We start from the raw sequence: 17,037 nt of genomic DNA on the forward strand, positions 1-17,037 counted from the left end.
GTTCACGATTCTTGGTCGAACTTGCGGCATGAATGAGTGTGGCATCTACCATCGTACCTTTAGAAACTAGCAGGCCCTGCGACTTCAGATGAGCATTGATCGCCTCCAGCAATACCGTTGTCAGTTCGTGCTTCTCCAAAAGATGACGGAAATTCAGTATCGTGGTCTCGTCTGGCAGGGCATCGGTAACGCCACTGAACCCCGCAAACCGGCGCATGCTTTCGATCTCATACAGCGCATCTTCCATTTGCCGGTCTGATAGGTTGAACCAGTTTTGCAGGCAGTAGATACGAAACATGGTCTCCAGCGCCATCGGCTGACGGCCCCGCCTCCCAGTCTTGGGGTAATGCGGTTCAATCTGCGACAGCAACACTTGCCAGGGTATTACCCCTTCCATCTCGCTTAAGAAAATCTCCCGCCGTGTCCGGCGTTTCTTGTGACTGTAATCAAGATCGGCAAAACTCGTTTGGTGTGGCATGGCGTATTTAGAAGGTCGTTAATAAATCTATTATCTCAACAAACCTCGGGATTTGTTCAGCGGTTCCCTAATAGCCATGCGTTTCTTCTCTACAAATTTCTGTGCGTTATCCTACTCGGTTCAGTAGCGATGAACGTGCAGTCCGGATGCCTGCCGGTCAGCAACTGGTCAAACCAAGATGCCACTGCGCTAGGAGGAGATCCATTAGGATTTATGACTGTTGATAACATACCGCGTTTGCAACTGCTGAATGGATTAAATACCAGTGTTCCGGTTACTTGGTTCGGTTCACCGGCGATTCACCCCGATGGCCGTTGGTCAGTGCGGGTGAATATTGCGTCTTATCCAAACAAAGCCAGTGCTATTACCGATTTTAACGATCCTGCCCGATTGAATTCTTTTTCAGAAACTCCGGCAGCGCGTTTTTTGTTAAAAGAAACTGATCGTTGGTTGTTTGGCACCTTCAGGACCAGCGCGCAAACAGCACTCTTCAATTTTAAAGGTTATACGCTGTATGAAGGAAATATCATTGAAATTACCGGGGGAACCGCACCCGGCGATGAAACCGGAAAAGATGCCGCGATCGAAATTTTTCTGGACTTGAGTGCAAAAGCGAAAACCTTGGTTAGCAGTAAATGCGGTATTGCAGGCGATAATAAATCGCCAACGATTCAATTGTTCACTGAAAAAAAACCACCCTTTGTCAGCGGCGCGGTCGACAATCCCGTTGTCACCTGGAGTGTCGTGTTTGAAGACTTGGATGGTATTGCAGATATCGATTTTGCGACGCTAAAAATCGAGAAAAAATTAATCGAGCAAGACTATGAAGATGTATCGGGGGTGTTTATGGTCAAATTCCTGGAGTTGCTGAACAACGGCAACGTCACTATGGAAAGGACGGATACCCGTTTAACCGTCACTTTTAACACCAGCTATCAGCAATTGCGCGAGCTGATTTTTGAAGCTGATGGACCACCTTATCCTTACGCGTATGCCTACGATATGCGGTTTACGGTCAGTGACACGAAAGGAAATTCAGGTGTGACTATGGTACCGTTCTGGCTTGGCCGATCTCCCAATATTTGGTTTTCCTTAAAGGGCGATTCCCCATTAAGTACGGAAGATAAGTACATTCTAGAAATTTATGACTGGGACAAAAAAGCCGATCTCCGCTGGGACACATTCATGATGACATTAGACGGAATCGACTTTACCGGCTTGTTTTTGGATCGGGTAACGAAATACATGACGCTTTCAATCATAAAGCTGGAACCCACAGAGCTTGGACTTAACGTTATTTTTGATTTTGATTCTAAGGAATTACTCTGCGAATTCTTTTTCGATGCGTCCGGTAAAGTGGGCTTTCATATCACCGATTACCACGGCTATAGCGATAGTTTCGAGTATCCGCTGAGTTGTAAGTAAGAAAACAAATACCTGCCACATGCATTGCGAACACAGCATCGATTAGCGTTTTCTTTTTTTACGGATTTAGAACATTTTTCCATCGATATTCCTAAGATAGGCGGTTCTATACCCCATGATAGTATTGCCGATCCTACAGATCCGGAGATTATTGCCGAAGCTATAGCCTTGGTATGAGTCTCAAGTCTCTTGGCGGATACCGGCAGCCGGTGCTAAGCCTTCAAATTCAATTCTATGTATGGTTTCTCCTGTAGGTAAAATTCCTACATCCTGATGAGAAGATTACCTAACCTCGTTTAAGCTCATCTTCCATTTACTTCCACTGCTCCATAATTGAAAATCTCACCTGTGCGTTACGGTGTTTTAATTCAAATATTTTTAATTAAAAAGGGTGATGAAATGGAAACCAATCAACTGCTAGACGAAATCAGAGATATCAATTTAAGTTATTTGCTGCTGGCTAAACAGATGTTGCGGGATGACAGAGTAGCTGCCATGTATCGCTTGGGAATTAATCAGGATATTGCGGATATACTGGAAAGACTGAGTTCAGCACAGCTGATCAAAATGGCGGCTTCCAATATGTTACTGTGCCGTTTCCGCTTTGACGATCGATTGATTGCCGATATGCTGTCCAATGATACCCGCGACCAATCAGTTACCAAATCGCATGCCGCGATCCTAATGGCAGGAAAACCTGCAGAAGCGATTGTATAGCGTTCAATAGACAAAATCAGGGAGTAATATCATGCGCAATCGAAGCATCATCACCGAAGCCAAGCAAATTCAGCTGGCGACAGAATTAATTGAATTGGGTGCCCGGCTACAGGTTCTGGAAATGAATACCGATCTGAGCCGTGAAAGACTGGTTAAACTTTATAAGGAAATCAGAGGGGTATCGCCACCCAAAGGAATGCTGCCGTATTCGGAAGATTGGTTCATGAGCTGGCAGCCGAATATGCATTCCTCGTTGTTTATCAACATCTATTATTATGTAACGAAAAATACCGGGATCGATGGTATCGATGCGCTGATTAAGAGCTACCGGCTCTATAATGAGCACATCAAGGTCCATCAACTTGAGAAAGTATTAAGCTTGACCCGTGCATGGACCCTGGTGCGTTTTGTGGAAAGCGGCGTATTGTGTATAGCGCCTTGTGTGAATTGTCACGGCAGTTTTGTCGTGCACTCACTGGAGATTCATTCCAATCATGTGTGTGGTTTATGCAATATTCCTTCGCGTGCTGGGAAAACGAAAAAAGCAGCGCTTGCTAATTTGCACTAGAAAAACATAAATTTGCCAAGTCAATCCAATTATTTCAGCAGGTTCTTGATGCGACTGAGCGCTTGCTTTAGATTATCCATTGATGTGGCGAAAGACAGGCGCATATAGCCGTCACATCCGAAAGCGGAACCGGGAACTACGGCAACCCCCGCTTTTTCCAGCAGATATTCGCTAAACGCGATATCGTTTTGAGCGCCAATCAAGTTTTTCTTGTAGAGATCATCAATCGATTGGCGGGCATCCGCAAAAGCATAAAAAGCGCCGTCGGAAGATAAGCAACGCACGCCGTTGATTTGATTCAGTTGCTCGGTAACAAAAATATTACGTTCCTTGAACGCCGCGATCATCGGATTCATACAGGACTGATCACCATTCAATGCCGCTTCAGCCGCTGCTTGCGAGATAGAGCTTGGGTTGGACGTGCTTTGCGATTGAATATTCTCCATTGCGGTAATAATATGCGCAGGTCCGCCGCAATAGCCAATACGCCATCCAGTCATCGAATACGCTTTGGAAACGCCATTCAGAACCACGGTCTGAGCAAATAAGTCCGGGCAGGCGTTGACGATGTTAGTAAATTTCTGACCCGACAACAGAATATGCTCGTACATATCATCCGTAGCGATCAAAATCTGCGGATGCTTACGTAACACTTCCCCCAATGCTTTCAGTTCATCCAGCGTGTAAACCGCTCCGGACGGATTACTCGGACTATTGATGACAAACATTTTGGTTTTCGGGGTAATCGCAGCTTCCAATTGTGCCGCGGAAATTTTGAAATTCTGCTCGATGCCGGTATTGATAAAAACCGGTTTACCTTCCGCGATTAACACAATATCGGGATAAGAAACCCAATACGGTGCCGGAATGATGACTTCGTCGCCGGGATTGATCACCGACAATGCCAAGTTGAAAAAACTCTGTTTGCCGCCGCAGGAAACCAGAATTTGTTTGGCATCGAAGACAAAATTATTTTCCCGTTTGAACTTCGCCACAATGGCATTTTTCAGACCGGGTGTGCCGCCAACCGCCGTGTATTTGGTTTGGCCTTTATTGATCGCGGTAATAGCGGCATCCTTGATGTGCTGAGGGGTATCAAAATCGGGTTCACCCGCTCCCAATCCAATGATGTCCTTACCTTCGGCTTTGAGTTTCGCAGCCCGGGCGGTGACGGCAAGAGTAGGAGATGGCTTGATGGTTTGAACGCGGTTAGAGAGTTCCACAAAAATCCTCGCACTAAAATAGATAGACCGGCATGTTAAAATGACACAAAGAAACAATTCAATGATGGAATTATACCTGTGATCGCAACCTTCCCCAATAGTCCGTACAAATTACATCAAGCGTTTGCTCCCGCAGGCGATCAGCCGGTTGCAATTGCGCAATTGGTCGAAGGCATAAACGACGGCTTGGCGTATCAAACGTTATTGGGTGTTACCGGATCCGGTAAAACGTATACGATTGCGAACATGATCGCGCGTTTGGGCCGTCCGGCCATCGTGATCGCGCCGAATAAAACGCTGGCGGCGCAGCTGTATGCGGAAATGCGCGAATTTTTCCCGGAAAATGCCATCGAGTATTTTGTCTCGTACTACGATTATTATCAGCCGGAGGCTTATGTTCCGGCGCGCGATTTGTTTATCGAAAAAGATTCCAGCATCAACGAGCATATCGAGCAAATGCGTTTGTCCGCAACCAAATCCATGCTGGAACGCGATGACGCCATCATCGTGGCGACGGTGTCGTGTATTTACGGTATCGGCGATCCGGTGGATTATCACGGCATGATTTTGCATTTGCGCAGCGGCGAGAAAATTTCGCAGCGCGACATTATCAAGCGCCTGACCGAGATGCAATACGATCGTAACGAGCTGGAGTTCAAACGCGGTGTCTTTCGCGTGCGCGGCGATGTGGTCGATGTCTTCCCGGCGGAAAGCTCGGAGGCGGCTCTGCGCGTGTCGCTGTTCGACGACGAAGTGGACAGCATGTCGCTGTTTGATCCGCTCACCGGCCGTATGCTGCAAAAACTGTCGCGTTTCACTGTCTATCCTTCCAGTCACTATGTCACGCCGCGCGGCACCACGTTGCGCGCGATGGAAACCATCAAAACCGAACTGCGCGAGCGGCTGGAATATTACTATGCGGAGAACCGGCTGGTCGAAGCGCAGCGCCTGGAGCAGCGCACGCGTTTCGATCTGGAAATGCTCAACGAATTGGGTTTCTGCAAAGGGATTGAAAATTATTCCCGTCATCTGTCCGGCAAAAACCCCGGCGAACCGCCACCCACGCTACTCGATTATTTGCCGCCCGATGCGCTGATGATTATCGATGAAAGTCATGTCACGGTGCCGCAGATCGGCGGGATGTACAAAGGAGACCGCTCGCGCAAGGAAAATCTGGTGAATTATGGCTTCCGCCTGCCGTCCGCATTGGATAATCGTCCGCTACAATTCGAGGAATTCGAGAAACGGATGCGGCAAACCGTGTTTGTATCTGCTACCCCCGCCGATTATGAAAAGCAGCATAGTGGTAAGGTGGTGGAACAAGTGGTGCGTCCGACCGGTCTGGTGGACCCGGTCATTGAAGTGCGCCCGGTCGCGACGCAGGTGGACGATTTAATGTCGGAAGTCCATTTGCGTACCGCCAAGAACGAGCGCGTATTGGTCACCACGTTGACCAAACGCATGGCGGAAGATCTGACCGATTATTTTTCCGATCACCAAATTAAGGTGCGTTATCTGCATTCCGACATCGACACCGTCGAACGCGTGGAAATTATCCGCGATTTGCGTTTGGGACAATTCGACGTGCTGGTTGGAATCAACTTGTTGCGCGAAGGATTGGATATTCCCGAAGTGTCGCTGGTAGCGATCTTGGATGCTGATAAGGAAGGTTTTCTTCGCTCGGAACGGTCATTGATTCAGACCATCGGCCGGGCGGCGCGTCATATCAATGGCACCGCAATTCTCTATGCGGACAGGATCACCCGCTCGATGCGCGTTGCCATTGATGAGACCAACCGGCGGCGCCAGAAGCAGGTGCAGCATAATCTGCAAAATGGCATCACGCCGCGATCGGTGCATAAACGGATTAAAGACCTGATCGACGGCGTCTATAACCATGAATCCGCGCAACAGAATCTCAAGGCCGCGCAAGTGCAGGCGCGTTATGACGCCATGAATGAAACGCAACTGGCCAAAGAGATTCAGCGGGTTGAAAAGAAAATGCTGAGTGCCGCCAAGAATCTGGAATTCGAGCAAGCGGCACAATACCGGGATGAACTGAAAAGTCTTAAAAACAAACTGCTGATTGGTTTTACTGGCGTAGCGTAGGCAATTATTTCTTCACTTCGGTAGAAGAAACGAAAACGAGCGTGCCGAAAGTGCGGTTCAGTGTTTTGCTGGTGAAGTTGGTCATGACCATATCTTGAACGAAACGAATGCGATCGCCCTTGTTTACTTTGGTGGTTGGTGCGGCGATCCAGAAGCGGTTGCCGCCATTTTCCAATTCCATGTAGGTATAGCCGGTAGTATCGATGATATCGACAACGGTTCCTTCATTGTTCGCCATTTTTACGCTGGATGCATGCGGTGACTGGGAATCCTGCGGTTCATGGTGAATGGCCATGACTTGGGCGGAACTGAATAACAAACATCCCGTTAAGGCGATGAGAGATAAAGAAGAAAATTTCATAGATGCTCCAAAGTGACTGTTTTGATGGGTGCGGTATCATACACCGCCTGTTATTTTGTTCCAATAGCGGTTGCCGCCGCGTATACTCTGTCCTGGCGGACTTTTTCAAAAAAACAAATGGCCGCCGCGGCTGCCGCATTCAATGATTCGGTTTTACCGGGCATGGGAATCACGATATTTTCGTCCGCTGCCTGAATCATTTCCTTGGATAATCCGGCGCCTTCGTTACCGAATACAAAAGCGGTGGGGCCGACCAGAGAGATTTCAAAAAGATTCCGGTTGGCTTGTATCGATGTGGCAACGACCGTTCCGGAAAATTGCTGTGCGACCTTTTGCAAATCACTGTCTTCATGGATGTGCAAAAAGAAGTGTGCCCCCATCGCCGCTCTGAGCGTTTTGGGCGACCAGGCATCGGCGCATTGCTTGGACAAATAAACGTCCTTGACGCTGGCGGCAGCTGCGGAACGTAGAATCGAGCCGAGATTGCCGGGATCCTGGATGGTTTCCAACAGAACGCTGAACATCTCCTTCCCGTTGCTGACATCTTTTTTCAACCCGGGAAGCGCAATCAGTGCGAGGATGCCGGATGGCGTTTTGACCGGAGATATCTCGCGAAATAAGAGATTGCTGACAACCGTCAGTTTGGGAGGGGTATGACCGAAGAGAATGGTGAGGAAGTGCTCATTCTCGATATCGTCAATATACGCTTGGCTGACGATCAGATTTTCCGGAGCGCCCAGCACGGAGCAATAGATCTGAATTAGATGAATGCCGTCGAGCAACGTTAAGCCGGTTTTTTTGCGATATTGCGACGACTCTTCCAGTCTGATCAGTTGTTTGATGAGCGGGTGGTCGCGTGAAGTGATGACTGGCATGAGGTGCAAGTCCGCTATGAGAGTCGGTTCACGCTATGCGTCATTACCGGTGTTTAATATAGCGATATTCCGCCGATTTTGCGTGTGCTTGTAATCCCTCACCGTTGGCCAGTATCGATGCGATTTTCCCGAGCTTTTCGGCGCCTTGTTGCGATACTTGAATCAGACTACTGCGTTTTTGAAAATCGTAAACACCGAGTGGCGACGAGAAGCGCGCAGTGCGTGAGGTAGGCAGCACGTGATTAGGGCCAGCGCAATAATCGCCCAACGCTTCGCAAGCATTACGGCCAAGAAAAATAGCCCCGGCATGGCGGATTTTATCGACCCATTTTTCCGGTTGCTCAACCGATAATTCCAAGTGTTCCGGTGCGATTTTGTTAGCGATCGCACAAGCTTCGTCCAGATCTTGTACCTGAATCAACGCGCCGCGATTTTCCAGTGAGGCGCGGATGACACTGTGGCGCGGCATTGCCGCTAATTGGCGGTCGATGCTTTGTGCGACTTGATTCAGAAATTCCGCATCCGGCGACAACAAGATCGACTGCGCCAGCTCGTCGTGTTCCGCCTGGGAAAACAAATCCATCGCAATCCAGTCAGGATCGGTTTTGCCGTCGCAAATGACCAGGATTTCAGAAGGCCCGGCCACCATATCGATACCGACGATACCGAACACCCGGCGTTTGGCCGCTGCAACGTACGCATTGCCGGGGCCGACGATTTTGTCGACCGGTGGCACGGTTTCGGTGCCGTACGCTAATGCGCCGATCGCTTGCGCGCCGCCGATGGTGAAAACGCGATCCACTTTGCTAATGGCCGCAGCTGCCAGCACCATATTATTGCGTTCGCCATCCGGGGTAGGGACAACCATGATCAATTCTTGCACGCCAGCGACTTTGGCCGGGATCGCGTTCATCAATACCGAAGAGGGATACGAAGCTTTGCCGCCCGGCACATAAAGACCTACACGATCCAGCGCGGTCACTTTTTGCCCCAATAACGTGCCATCGGCATCGGTGTATTGCCAGGAACTGAGCGGTTGTTTCTCGTGATAGCTGCGCACCCGTTCCGCTGCTTGCTGTAATGCGGTCCGTTCAGCATCCGGCAATGTTGCTAACGAATGCTGCAATTGATCCTGCGTTAGCTCGAGGTCTTTGGCGGATTGAATAGCCAGCCGGTCGAAACGATTGGTGTATTCGATCAGCGCGGCATCCTTGCGGCTGCGGATATCGGCGAGGATGCTGGCCACTGTGACATCGACGGCATCATCCTGCGCATTTTCAAAAGCCAGGAGCTTGTCGAGACAGGCATTGAAATCGGAATCGGTGGAGTTGAATCGTTTTATTTGAATCATGGTATGAATGGTTTCAGATGCGCACGGCTATCTACTTTTTCACCGCAGCGGAAAATGCATCCAGCACCGGCTGAATGGCATCCTGTTTCAGTTTCAGTGCAGCCTGGTTGACGATCAACCGGGACGAAATCTGCATAATCTCTTCGACTGCGACAAGATTATTCGCTTTTAAGGTGTTACCGCTGGACACGAGATCGACGATGGCATCGGCCAGCCCGACTAAAGGCGCCAGTTCCATCGAACCGTACAACTTGATCAGATCGACATGCACACCTTTTGCGGCAAAGTGCTCGCGCGCGGTTTGCACATATTTGGTGGCAATGCGTAACCGTGCGCCTTGACGCACGGCGGAGTCGTAATCGAATCCATTGGGAACAGCCACCATCATGCGGCAGCGCGCAATTTTCAGATCCAGCGGTTGATACAAACCGGCGCCGCCATGTTCCTGCAGCACATCTTTCCCGGCAATACCCAGATCGGCCGCGCCGTATTGTACATAAGTCGGCACATCCGAGGCGCGTACGATAATCAGACGGACATTGGCCCGATTGGTGGATAGAATCAATTTGCGCGACGATTCGGGATCGTCCAGCGCAACGATACCAGCCGCTTTCAGCAGCGGCGCCGTGTCTTCAAAAATTCGCCCTTTTGACAGGGCGATCGTGATATCAGTCATAAAGTCCGGAATTATCCGAGGTTAGCTTCCGCGAAGTCCCAATTGATCAGTTTATCCAATATGGTGTTCACATAATCGGCACGGCGGTTTTGATAGTCTAGATAGTAAGCGTGTTCCCATACGTCGATGGTCAGCAGGGGGCGGATATTTTTGGTGATCGGTGTTTCCGCGTTGCCGGTTTTAACGATCGCGATTTTACCGCCGTCCACAACCAGCCACGCCCAGCCGCTACCGAACTGTGTCAGCGCCGCTTGTGCGAATTCTTTTTTGCACGCTTCCAGACTGCCAAATGATGCTTCGATTTTTTGCTTCAGTGCTGCGGAAGGTTCGCCGCCGCCATTCGGTTTCAGGCTATGCCAATAGAACATATGATTCCACACTTGCGCGGCGTTATTGAAAATCGCGGCTTTATCCGCTTGCCCGGCGGATGCGCGGATAATATCCTCCAGCGATTTACCCGCCAGATCGCTATTCGCCAGCAGATTATTCAAGTTATCGACATAGGTTTTGTGGTGCTTGCCATAGTGAAAACTCAGCGTGTTGGCGCTAATGACTGGATCCAGCGCAGTGTTCGCGTAGGGCAGGGGCGCCAGAATATATTGTGTGCCGGCTTGAGCAGCTTGGGAAAAATTATCGACATTGATAGTGGACATATGGGTCTCCTTAGTGAGTTTTTTGGTGTAATTTTTTAGAAAATCAAACATTTGGTCACTTCCCTTATGGGATATTGTTGGTTTCCGTGGTGAACGTGATTTTATTGTAGCCTGCCAAGCGCGCCGCTTCCATGACCGTAATCACCGATTGGTGCGTCGCTTTCGCATCCGCGTTGATGATGATAAAGGGATCTGGCTGATTTTTGGCCGCAGCCATTAAGGCATCGCGCAGACTCTCGATACTGGCGGATTTAACCGCTACCCGATTAATGGTGTAATCACCCAGCGCGCTAACCGTGATATCGATGTTGTTCGGTTTCTCGATATTTTTATCGACTTGTTCCGCACTGGTTTCCGGCAAACTGATTTCAAGCTCGGCAAATTTTGAGTAGGTCGTCGTCACCACCAAAAAAATCAAAATTACCAATAACACATCGATCATCGGTATCAGATTGATTTCCGGATCGTTATTTTGTTTTCCGCGTTGAAAATTCATGCAAATGCCGGTCGTATTGATAACTGGTAAAGTTTTAAACGCAAATCAATGAAAAGCTCGCTATTAAATCAGGTGAGTATAATACCAGTTGTGTTTTTTGTTGCAGCGATCGAAATAAATTACACGATTATTGCACAGACTTATAAAATAGCCAGCCCTGCTTTCAGGGTGTGATAGTACAACATTCTCTTGGATATTTATTTTTAATTTTTGCCAGTTACCGTGAAATGATTAAACCGTTAATCAGTGTAGTGATGGGAAGTAAAAGCGACTGGGATGTGATGCAGCATGCGGTGGCTATTTTGGATGAATTTCATATCGCCTATGAGGCCAAGGTGGTTTCGGCGCATCGCACACCGGATTTGCTGTTTCAGTTCGCTGGAGAAGCCAAGGCGCGCGGCATTCAATGCATTATCGCCGGTGCGGGTGGTGCGGCGCATCTGCCCGGTATGATCGCAGCCAAAACTACGCTGCCGGTGCTGGGCGTGCCGGTCAATTCCAAGCATTTACAAGGGCTGGATTCATTGCTATCGATTGTACAAATGCCGAAAGGCATCCCCGTTGCCACGTTTGCCATCGGCCAAGCCGGAGCGGCGAATGCCGGGCTGTTTGCGGTGGCCCTATTGGCGGTGAATAACAGTGAATTGAGTGCACAGTTGGACGAATACCGGCGCAAACAAACCGAATCCGTACTTAACGCCGAGTTACCGGAATAATGGCGATCATGCCTGGCGCGATGCTCGGTGTGCTGGGAGGCGGACAGCTCGGGCGCATGTTCGTGCAAGCCGCGCAGCAAATGGGCTACCCAGTCACGGTGCTGGATCCGGATAACGGCAGTCCAGCCGGACGAGTTGCGGACGATTTCATCTGCGCCGGTTATGCCGACCAATCAGCGCTGGAGAAACTCGGCAGTCAATGCGCGGCGATAACGACCGAATTTGAAAATATCCCCGCGAATTCGCTCCGAAATCTGGCCAAATCGTGTGCAGTCAGCCCGGATGCCTATAGTGTTTCAGTCGCACAAAACAGGATTGCGGAAAAACAATTTCTGAGTATCAATGGTTTTACCGTGGCACCGTTTGCCGTCATCCAGCAGACGGATGACTTTGCCGACCAAGATGCCGCAGACTTGCTTCCCGGCATTCTGAAAGTCAGTCAATTTGGTTACGACGGCAAAGGTCAGGTCAAGGTGGCCAGCGCGGCGGAATTTCCAGCGGCGTACGCGCAATTGAATCATGCCGTGTGTGTGCTGGAAAAATTCATGCCGCTGAAATGTGAAATCTCGGTCGTGGTCGCGCGTGGCGGAGACGGTAAAGTGGCAACGTTTCCGGTGTCCGAGAATCAGCATGTCAACGGCATCCTCGACGTCAGCATCGTGCCCGCCCGGATTGCTCCACTGCTGGCCGGAAAAGCGCAGGAAATCGCCTGTCAGATTGCGAAGAGTCTCAATTATCAGGGGGTGTTGTGCGTCGAATTTTTCGTGTTGCAAGACGACGAACTGGTGATCAACGAAATCGCGCCGCGTCCGCATAATAGTGGACATTATTCGATCGACGCCTGCGTCACGTCGCAATTCGAGCAGCAAGTGCGCACATTGTGCGGTTTACCGCTCGGTTCGACTGCGCAACTCAGTCCTGCGGTGATGATCAACCTGCTCGGCGATGTTTGGCGCAACGGCGATCCCGACTGGAATATCGTGCTGCAACATCCCTCGACCAAATTGCACCTGTACGGCAAAACCGAAGCACGTCCCGGCCGCAAGATGGGGCATTTCACCGTTTTGAGCAGCGATATCGAGACCGCATTGAGCGAAGCGCTGCACATTAAACAACAACTCGACCAAAGTTAAAGCGAACACCATGAGCGAAACTGCATTGTTTGAAACCACCATCAAAAGCCTGTCATTTTTGCATCGCGGCAAAGTTCGCGATATTTACGCCGTCGGCGACGACAAACTACTGATCGTGCAAACCGACCGTTTGTCGGCGTTCGATGTGATCCTGCCGACTGCCGTCCCCGGTAAAGGCAAAATCCTCACCGCGTTGTCGCAATTCTGGTTCGACAAGCTTGCGCATATTCTGCCGAACCACTTGACCGGCATCGCGCCGGAATCGGTCGTTGCTCCCGAAGAACGTGATCAAGTGGCGGGGCGCGCGTTTGTGATCCGCCGCCTGAAACCGCTGCCCATCGAAGCCATCGTGCGCGGTTACGTCGTCGGTTCCGGCTGGAAGGATTACCAGCAAACCGGCGCGATCTGCGGTATTCCACTGCCTGCGGGCTTGAAACTCGCCGATAAACTGCCCGGCGGCGCGATTTTCACGCCATCGACCAAAGCCGCCGCCGGTGCGCACGATGAAAACATTGCTGTCGCCGAAGTGGAAAAACTGCTCGGTAAAGAATTGACCGCCAAAGTCAGCACCAAAGCCATCCAGCTTTATTCCGAAGCCGCCGAATACGCACTAGCGCGCGGCATCATTATCGCCGACACAAAATTTGAATTCGGCCTTGACGAGCAAGGTGAACTGTACCTGATCGACGAAGTGCTCACTCCCGATTCGTCCCGCTTCTGGCCTGCCGACCAATACCAACCCGGCCAAAACCCGCCGAGCTTCGACAAACAATTCGTGCGCGACTGGCTGGAAACACAAGATTGGAATAAAAAAGCGCCTGCGCCGGAATTACCGGAGAAAATTTTGCAAAAGACGGTGGAAAAGTATCGGGAGGCTTATATGCTTTTGATTTAATGATTAATTTTTTAAAAAATTGATGTTTTATTTGATGTTATGTATTACATCATTTCAGAAATCCAGTTGTGCTCAATAAAGGGTAGGGGTTCCATCTCGAAATGAATAAAGAGATTCTTGAGGAATTAATTGAACTTGAAGAAATGAACATCAAGCTTTCTACGGAATACGAGGAAAAACAATCATATGAAATGGCATTTATTGCGATATGGTCGATTCTGGAAAGGATTATGAAGTCAATTGCTTCAGTTGAAATTAGAAAAAGACTGCGACTTAATATAGATGATTGGGTGAAATATTTAAATGATCCAGAGAAAGTCGAAAAACCTGATGAAATAAGGAATTTTGCGACCGAGTATACCTCTCATGCCATTCCTCACATTTCTCTTATCGAGGCAGCAATTGGCGATGTGCCAGAATTAAAAAAACTTATGAATACAAAAGGAAAATACAGACAGAAGCGAAACGACATAGCTCATCGAGCAGATAAAATGTCTAAGGTCGTTTACAGCGATTACAAAATGGCAGCATGTGCTGCAATTAATGAACTGAAACGTATACTTAGCAATTAATCCGGATAAGCCTGCGTCATCCGGGAAAAATCTCCTTCATTAAAATACATTAAATCTTGCGTCACGCAGAATCCGGTCATGAAATTTACTTGCAATGCGATGCAGAATAGAATCCATTTTCTTTCTTTACAAACCAGACCTTGGAGCGAATCCCATGAATAAACAAATGACCGCCATCATCGAGCGTGAAGGCAGCGGCTATGTGTCTTTCTGTCCGGAGCTCGACATCGCCAGTCAAGGCGATACTGTTCAAGAAGCGCGTGAGAACCTACGGGAAGCGCTGGGATTGTTTTTCGAAACCGCATCGGCGGAAGAAATTCAACAGCGGTTGCATGAGGAGATTTATATAACCCGCTTAGAGATTGCCATTGGGTAAGTTGCGGGTTTTGTCCGGACAGCAACTGTGCGCTATTTTGATGCAACATGGTTTTATCGAAGTCCGGCGGCGCGGCAGTCATGTGGTGATACAGAAGAAAATGGATAACACAACGATTACCGAACCTGTACCTAATCATTCCGAAATACGCATCGGAACACTTCAGTCCATCATTCGCCAATCAGGAATTGCCAGAAGCGAATTCGAAATTTTGTAGCCAATAGCTGGATAAGCTTGCGTCATCTCGAACTGAAATTCCCAAAAACAACATCGGAATCCAGCACATTACTGGGTGATTTGCTGCACAAGAGCGGTATTTGCAAATGACCTGATTTCGAGCCTGAATGCTATCAAAGAAAAAATATTGACGATATTTGGGATAAAGCACTCCGCTGTTTGCAGTGAGACGCTTTATTTCAAAGAGTTTTTTGTAGGGATTGCTGATGGCAGAAAATGATTGATCCGCCTGAAAACGATGTGGATGCTGAATATTTGGCGGAGAGAGAGTCCGCCTAACTAAATTCCAGCAACCTCCAAGAAAGTATTTTTGTATGCTGTTTTATAAGGTTATTAAAAATCATTTGTCCACTGATATCCGCTAAGATATACTAAAAACTGATACTTGATGCTGGGTAGAAAGATGTGTAGTAAAAAGGTGGATAATAATGGCAATCAATAAGCTTTCTGTAAAAAAAGTTGATGCATTGAGCAAGACAGGTAACTACGGAGACGGCGGTGGTCTATGGTTGCAAGTGAGCAAGTGGCAAACTAAAAGCTGGGTATTTCGTTTCACATTCGACGGCAAACGCCGCGAAATGGGTTTGGGTTCATGTAAGGACGTTACTTTAGCTGATGCACGTATGCTGGCCGAATCATTCCGCCGGATGGCTCGTAACGGCACCGATCCAATTGAAGCGCGCAAAGTTGAGCATACTGCAAAACGCACCGAGCGCATGAATATCGTCACTTTTCCTTATTGTGCTGAAAAGTACATCGAAGCTCACCGTCATGGTTGGAAGAATACCAAACACGCGCAACAATGGACGAATACCCTTACCCAATACGCTTACCCAGTCGTTGGTGAAATGCCGATCAAAAATGTGGACACTGCGCTTGTATTGCGAATACTAGAACCGATTTGGACGACTAAAACCGAAACAGCCTCCCGTATTCGCTCACGTCTTGAAAACGTGCTGGACTGGGCAACAACACGTGGTTATCGCAGTGGTGACAATCCAGCGCGATGGAAAGGGCACCTTGAGAATCTGTTACCGAAACCATCGAAAGTCAAAAAGGTGGAACATCATGCCGCCTTGCCTTACATCCAGATGCACACGTTCATGCAGGCGTTGCGGCAGCATGACAATATTTCTGCATTGGCATTGGAATTCCTCGTGTTAACAGCTGCCCGAACAAATGAAGTAATTGCAGCAACATGGGATGAAATCAATCTCAACGAAATGATCTGGACGATTCCCGCCAATCGCATGAAAGCCGAAAAGGAACACCGCATTCCATTATCAAACCGCTGCATTGAAATCTTGAATCAATCAGCAATTATGCGTCAATCTGATTTCATTTTTCCTGGAGGCAGAGCTAACAAAGGTCTATCAAATGCCGCTATGGATAAACTATTGCAAGTCACGATGCGTTATGAATGCACAGTGCATGGCTTTCGATCAGCGTTCCGTGATTGGGCCGGCGAATGTACCAACTACCCGCGAGATCTATGCGAAATGGCGCTGGCACATACGATCAAGGACAAAGCCGAAGCCGCCTATCGGCGTGGTGATATGCTGGAAAAACGGCGGCGCATGATGGACGATTGGCAAAAATTTTGCGATACAGCAATCGAAACTGACTCGGACATTATTCCAATCCGCAAAACAGGTTGATGAAATCACGTCTCAATACGTAATTACGTAATCCTGAAGCCGTTTTACCAAGACTGGACCCGTAATGTAAAAGGCGGAGCTATATCAACTGCCAGGCTGATTTCTCTTCTTTAAAGTAATCTCTTCAACGGGCAATTAATATGCCACTTGATAAAAAGGGTCTGGTAGAACGCGCTCGCAGGGCTGGAAGTGCAAGCGCGAAAGCGCGCTGGAAGAAAACCATTCCCAGGGATGCAAAGCTTATTCTGGCTTACAAACGCTTAACAGGGGCGTTTTTGTCTAAAGATGACGAGATAAGCGCCATCATATTTCTTAAGGATATTGGGCTTGGTCCGAATCCACCTGAAGATGGCTCCGTTTTGAACCATCTGGCAATTGCTTTGGGTTTAACGAAGGATCGTGTTCAAAGAATATTGCAGAAAGCTAAAAAGTAATAATAGTTGATACCGCATATATTTCAATAATATATATTTATTTGCTTTTTCTTCTTAGTATAAAGACTTATAAATATTGTCTAG

20 protein-coding genes are annotated in these 17,037 nt (G+C 48.6%); 12 read left to right on the forward strand and 8 right to left on the reverse strand.

The genetic code is table 11. The annotated features are described in order from the left end of the window. Nucleotides 1-478 (reverse strand): IS5 family transposase (locus tag DU481_RS11265; RefSeq protein ID WP_350134516.1); only part of this gene is annotated, 478 nt, incomplete at its 3' end. Between the two features lie 213 nt (nt 479-691). Between DU481_RS11265 and DU481_RS11270 the strand changes: the two genes are divergently transcribed. From DU481_RS11270 to flhC, 3 genes are all read left to right on the forward strand, one after another. Continuing rightward, nucleotides 692-1,903: a hypothetical protein gene (locus DU481_RS11270; protein ID WP_350134518.1), complete on the forward strand. Its 1,212-nt coding sequence runs from the start codon at nt 692-694 to the stop codon at nt 1,901-1,903. A 399-nt stretch (nt 1,904-2,302) separates the two neighbouring features. Beyond that, on the forward strand, nt 2,303-2,620 hold the full coding sequence (gene flhD, locus DU481_RS11275) for a flagellar transcriptional regulator FlhD (protein ID WP_107803880.1): 318 nt from the start codon (nt 2,303-2,305) through the stop codon (nt 2,618-2,620). A 31-nt stretch (nt 2,621-2,651) separates the two neighbouring features. After that, on the forward strand, nt 2,652-3,188 hold the full coding sequence (gene flhC, locus DU481_RS11280; protein ID WP_107803853.1) for a flagellar transcriptional regulator FlhC: 537 nt from the start codon (nt 2,652-2,654) through the stop codon (nt 3,186-3,188). Between the two features lie 29 nt (nt 3,189-3,217). Here the strand turns inward: flhC and DU481_RS11285 are convergent, their stop codons facing one another. Next, nucleotides 3,218-4,411: a pyridoxal phosphate-dependent aminotransferase gene (locus tag DU481_RS11285; RefSeq protein ID WP_350134520.1), complete on the reverse strand. Its 1,194-nt coding sequence runs from the start codon at nt 4,409-4,411 to the stop codon at nt 3,218-3,220. Nucleotides 4,412-4,489: 78 nt separating this feature from the next. Between DU481_RS11285 and uvrB the strand changes: the two genes are divergently transcribed. After that, nucleotides 4,490-6,520 (forward strand): excinuclease ABC subunit UvrB, encoded by a 2,031-nt coding sequence (gene uvrB, locus DU481_RS11290; RefSeq protein WP_350134521.1) that lies wholly within the window; start codon nt 4,490-4,492, stop codon nt 6,518-6,520. A gap of 4 nt (nt 6,521-6,524) precedes the next feature. Here uvrB and DU481_RS11295 read toward each other — a convergent pair whose 3' ends face one another. From DU481_RS11295 to DU481_RS11320, 6 genes are all read right to left on the reverse strand, one after another. Then, nucleotides 6,525-6,881, reverse strand: a complete 357-nt coding sequence (locus DU481_RS11295; protein ID WP_350134523.1) for a hypothetical protein — start codon at nt 6,879-6,881, stop codon at nt 6,525-6,527. Between the two features lie 50 nt (nt 6,882-6,931). After that, a complete protein-coding gene (locus DU481_RS11300) occupies nt 6,932-7,756 on the reverse strand; it encodes a TrmH family RNA methyltransferase (RefSeq protein WP_350134525.1) in 825 nt (274 codons plus the stop codon). 43 nt (nt 7,757-7,799) lie between these two features. Then, entirely contained in the window at nt 7,800-9,104 is a 1,305-nt protein-coding gene (gene hisD, locus DU481_RS11305; protein WP_350134565.1) for a histidinol dehydrogenase, read from the reverse strand. Nucleotides 9,105-9,138: 34 nt separating this feature from the next. Beyond that, on the reverse strand, nt 9,139-9,783 hold the full coding sequence (hisG, locus tag DU481_RS11310; protein ID WP_121164996.1) for an ATP phosphoribosyltransferase: 645 nt from the start codon (nt 9,781-9,783) through the stop codon (nt 9,139-9,141). A gap of 11 nt (nt 9,784-9,794) precedes the next feature. Further along, nucleotides 9,795-10,436 (reverse strand): superoxide dismutase, encoded by a 642-nt coding sequence (locus tag DU481_RS11315; protein ID WP_090322470.1) that lies wholly within the window; start codon nt 10,434-10,436, stop codon nt 9,795-9,797. Between the two features lie 64 nt (nt 10,437-10,500). Beyond that, nucleotides 10,501-10,932 (reverse strand): ExbD/TolR family protein, encoded by a 432-nt coding sequence (locus DU481_RS11320; protein ID WP_350134527.1) that lies wholly within the window; start codon nt 10,930-10,932, stop codon nt 10,501-10,503. A gap of 227 nt (nt 10,933-11,159) precedes the next feature. Here DU481_RS11320 and purE point away from each other — a divergent pair, with 227 nt between their 5' ends. The 8 genes from purE to DU481_RS11360 all read left to right on the forward strand — a co-directional run bounded on the left by purE (nt 11,160) and on the right by DU481_RS11360 (nt 16,953). Further along, nucleotides 11,160-11,648 carry a 5-(carboxyamino)imidazole ribonucleotide mutase gene (gene purE, locus DU481_RS11325; protein ID WP_090322447.1) on the forward strand — a complete coding sequence of 163 codons (489 nt, stop codon included), beginning with the start codon at nt 11,160-11,162 and terminating at the stop codon, nt 11,646-11,648. Beyond that, complete coding sequence (locus tag DU481_RS11330; RefSeq protein WP_350134529.1) at nt 11,648-12,781, forward strand: 5-(carboxyamino)imidazole ribonucleotide synthase; 1,134 nt, start codon at nt 11,648-11,650, stop codon at nt 12,779-12,781. Before purE ends, DU481_RS11330 begins: the two co-directional genes overlap by 1 nt. Nucleotides 12,782-12,791: 10 nt before the next feature. Beyond that, nucleotides 12,792-13,676 carry a phosphoribosylaminoimidazolesuccinocarboxamide synthase gene (locus DU481_RS11335; RefSeq protein WP_350134531.1) on the forward strand — a complete coding sequence of 295 codons (885 nt, stop codon included), beginning with the start codon at nt 12,792-12,794 and terminating at the stop codon, nt 13,674-13,676. A 101-nt stretch (nt 13,677-13,777) separates the two neighbouring features. After that, complete coding sequence (locus tag DU481_RS11340; protein WP_350134533.1) at nt 13,778-14,248, forward strand: hypothetical protein; 471 nt, start codon at nt 13,778-13,780, stop codon at nt 14,246-14,248. A 154-nt stretch (nt 14,249-14,402) separates the two neighbouring features. Next, entirely contained in the window at nt 14,403-14,624 is a 222-nt protein-coding gene (locus DU481_RS11345) for a type II toxin-antitoxin system HicB family antitoxin (protein WP_350134535.1), read from the forward strand. Beyond that, a complete protein-coding gene (locus DU481_RS11350; RefSeq protein ID WP_350134536.1) occupies nt 14,611-14,841 on the forward strand; it encodes a type II toxin-antitoxin system HicA family toxin in 231 nt (76 codons plus the stop codon). Before DU481_RS11345 ends, DU481_RS11350 begins: the two co-directional genes overlap by 14 nt. Nucleotides 14,842-15,289: 448 nt before the next feature. Beyond that, nucleotides 15,290-16,519, forward strand: coding sequence for a tyrosine-type recombinase/integrase (locus tag DU481_RS11355; RefSeq protein WP_350134538.1), 1,230 nt, complete (start codon nt 15,290-15,292; stop codon nt 16,517-16,519). 140 nt (nt 16,520-16,659) lie between these two features. Then, complete coding sequence (locus tag DU481_RS11360) at nt 16,660-16,953, forward strand: hypothetical protein (RefSeq protein WP_350134540.1); 294 nt, start codon at nt 16,660-16,662, stop codon at nt 16,951-16,953. Nucleotides 16,954-17,037 lie beyond the last annotated feature (84 nt).

It is taken from the genome of Nitrosomonas sp. (assembly GCF_040240425.1).
GTDB lineage: Bacteria > Pseudomonadota > Gammaproteobacteria > Burkholderiales > Nitrosomonadaceae > Nitrosomonas.

Excerpts from the sequence above, each read along its gene's own strand:
- DU481_RS11345 (WP_350134535.1), top strand. The coding sequence starts at position 14,403 with ATGAATAAACAAATGACCGCCATCATCGAGCGTGAAGGCAGCGGCTAT.
- DU481_RS11320 (WP_350134527.1), bottom strand. The coding sequence starts at position 10,932 with ATGAATTTTCAACGCGGAAAACAAAATAACGATCCGGAAATCAATCTG.
- purE (WP_090322447.1), top strand. The coding sequence starts at position 11,160 with ATGATTAAACCGTTAATCAGTGTAGTGATGGGAAGTAAAAGCGACTGG.
- hisG (WP_121164996.1), bottom strand. The coding sequence starts at position 9,783 with ATGACTGATATCACGATCGCCCTGTCAAAAGGGCGAATTTTTGAAGAC.
- flhD (WP_107803880.1), top strand. The coding sequence starts at position 2,303 with ATGGAAACCAATCAACTGCTAGACGAAATCAGAGATATCAATTTAAGT.
- DU481_RS11340 (WP_350134533.1), top strand. The coding sequence starts at position 13,778 with ATGAATAAAGAGATTCTTGAGGAATTAATTGAACTTGAAGAAATGAAC.
- DU481_RS11355 (WP_350134538.1), top strand. The coding sequence starts at position 15,290 with ATGGCAATCAATAAGCTTTCTGTAAAAAAAGTTGATGCATTGAGCAAG.
- DU481_RS11300 (WP_350134525.1), bottom strand. The coding sequence starts at position 7,756 with ATGCCAGTCATCACTTCACGCGACCACCCGCTCATCAAACAACTGATC.
- DU481_RS11330 (WP_350134529.1), top strand. The coding sequence starts at position 11,648 with ATGGCGATCATGCCTGGCGCGATGCTCGGTGTGCTGGGAGGCGGACAG.
- DU481_RS11360 (WP_350134540.1), top strand. The coding sequence starts at position 16,660 with ATGCCACTTGATAAAAAGGGTCTGGTAGAACGCGCTCGCAGGGCTGGA.
- DU481_RS11270 (WP_350134518.1), top strand. The coding sequence starts at position 692 with ATGACTGTTGATAACATACCGCGTTTGCAACTGCTGAATGGATTAAAT.
- flhC (WP_107803853.1), top strand. The coding sequence starts at position 2,652 with ATGCGCAATCGAAGCATCATCACCGAAGCCAAGCAAATTCAGCTGGCG.
- DU481_RS11315 (WP_090322470.1), bottom strand. The coding sequence starts at position 10,436 with ATGTCCACTATCAATGTCGATAATTTTTCCCAAGCTGCTCAAGCCGGC.
- DU481_RS11295 (WP_350134523.1), bottom strand. The coding sequence starts at position 6,881 with ATGAAATTTTCTTCTTTATCTCTCATCGCCTTAACGGGATGTTTGTTA.
- DU481_RS11335 (WP_350134531.1), top strand. The coding sequence starts at position 12,792 with ATGAGCGAAACTGCATTGTTTGAAACCACCATCAAAAGCCTGTCATTT.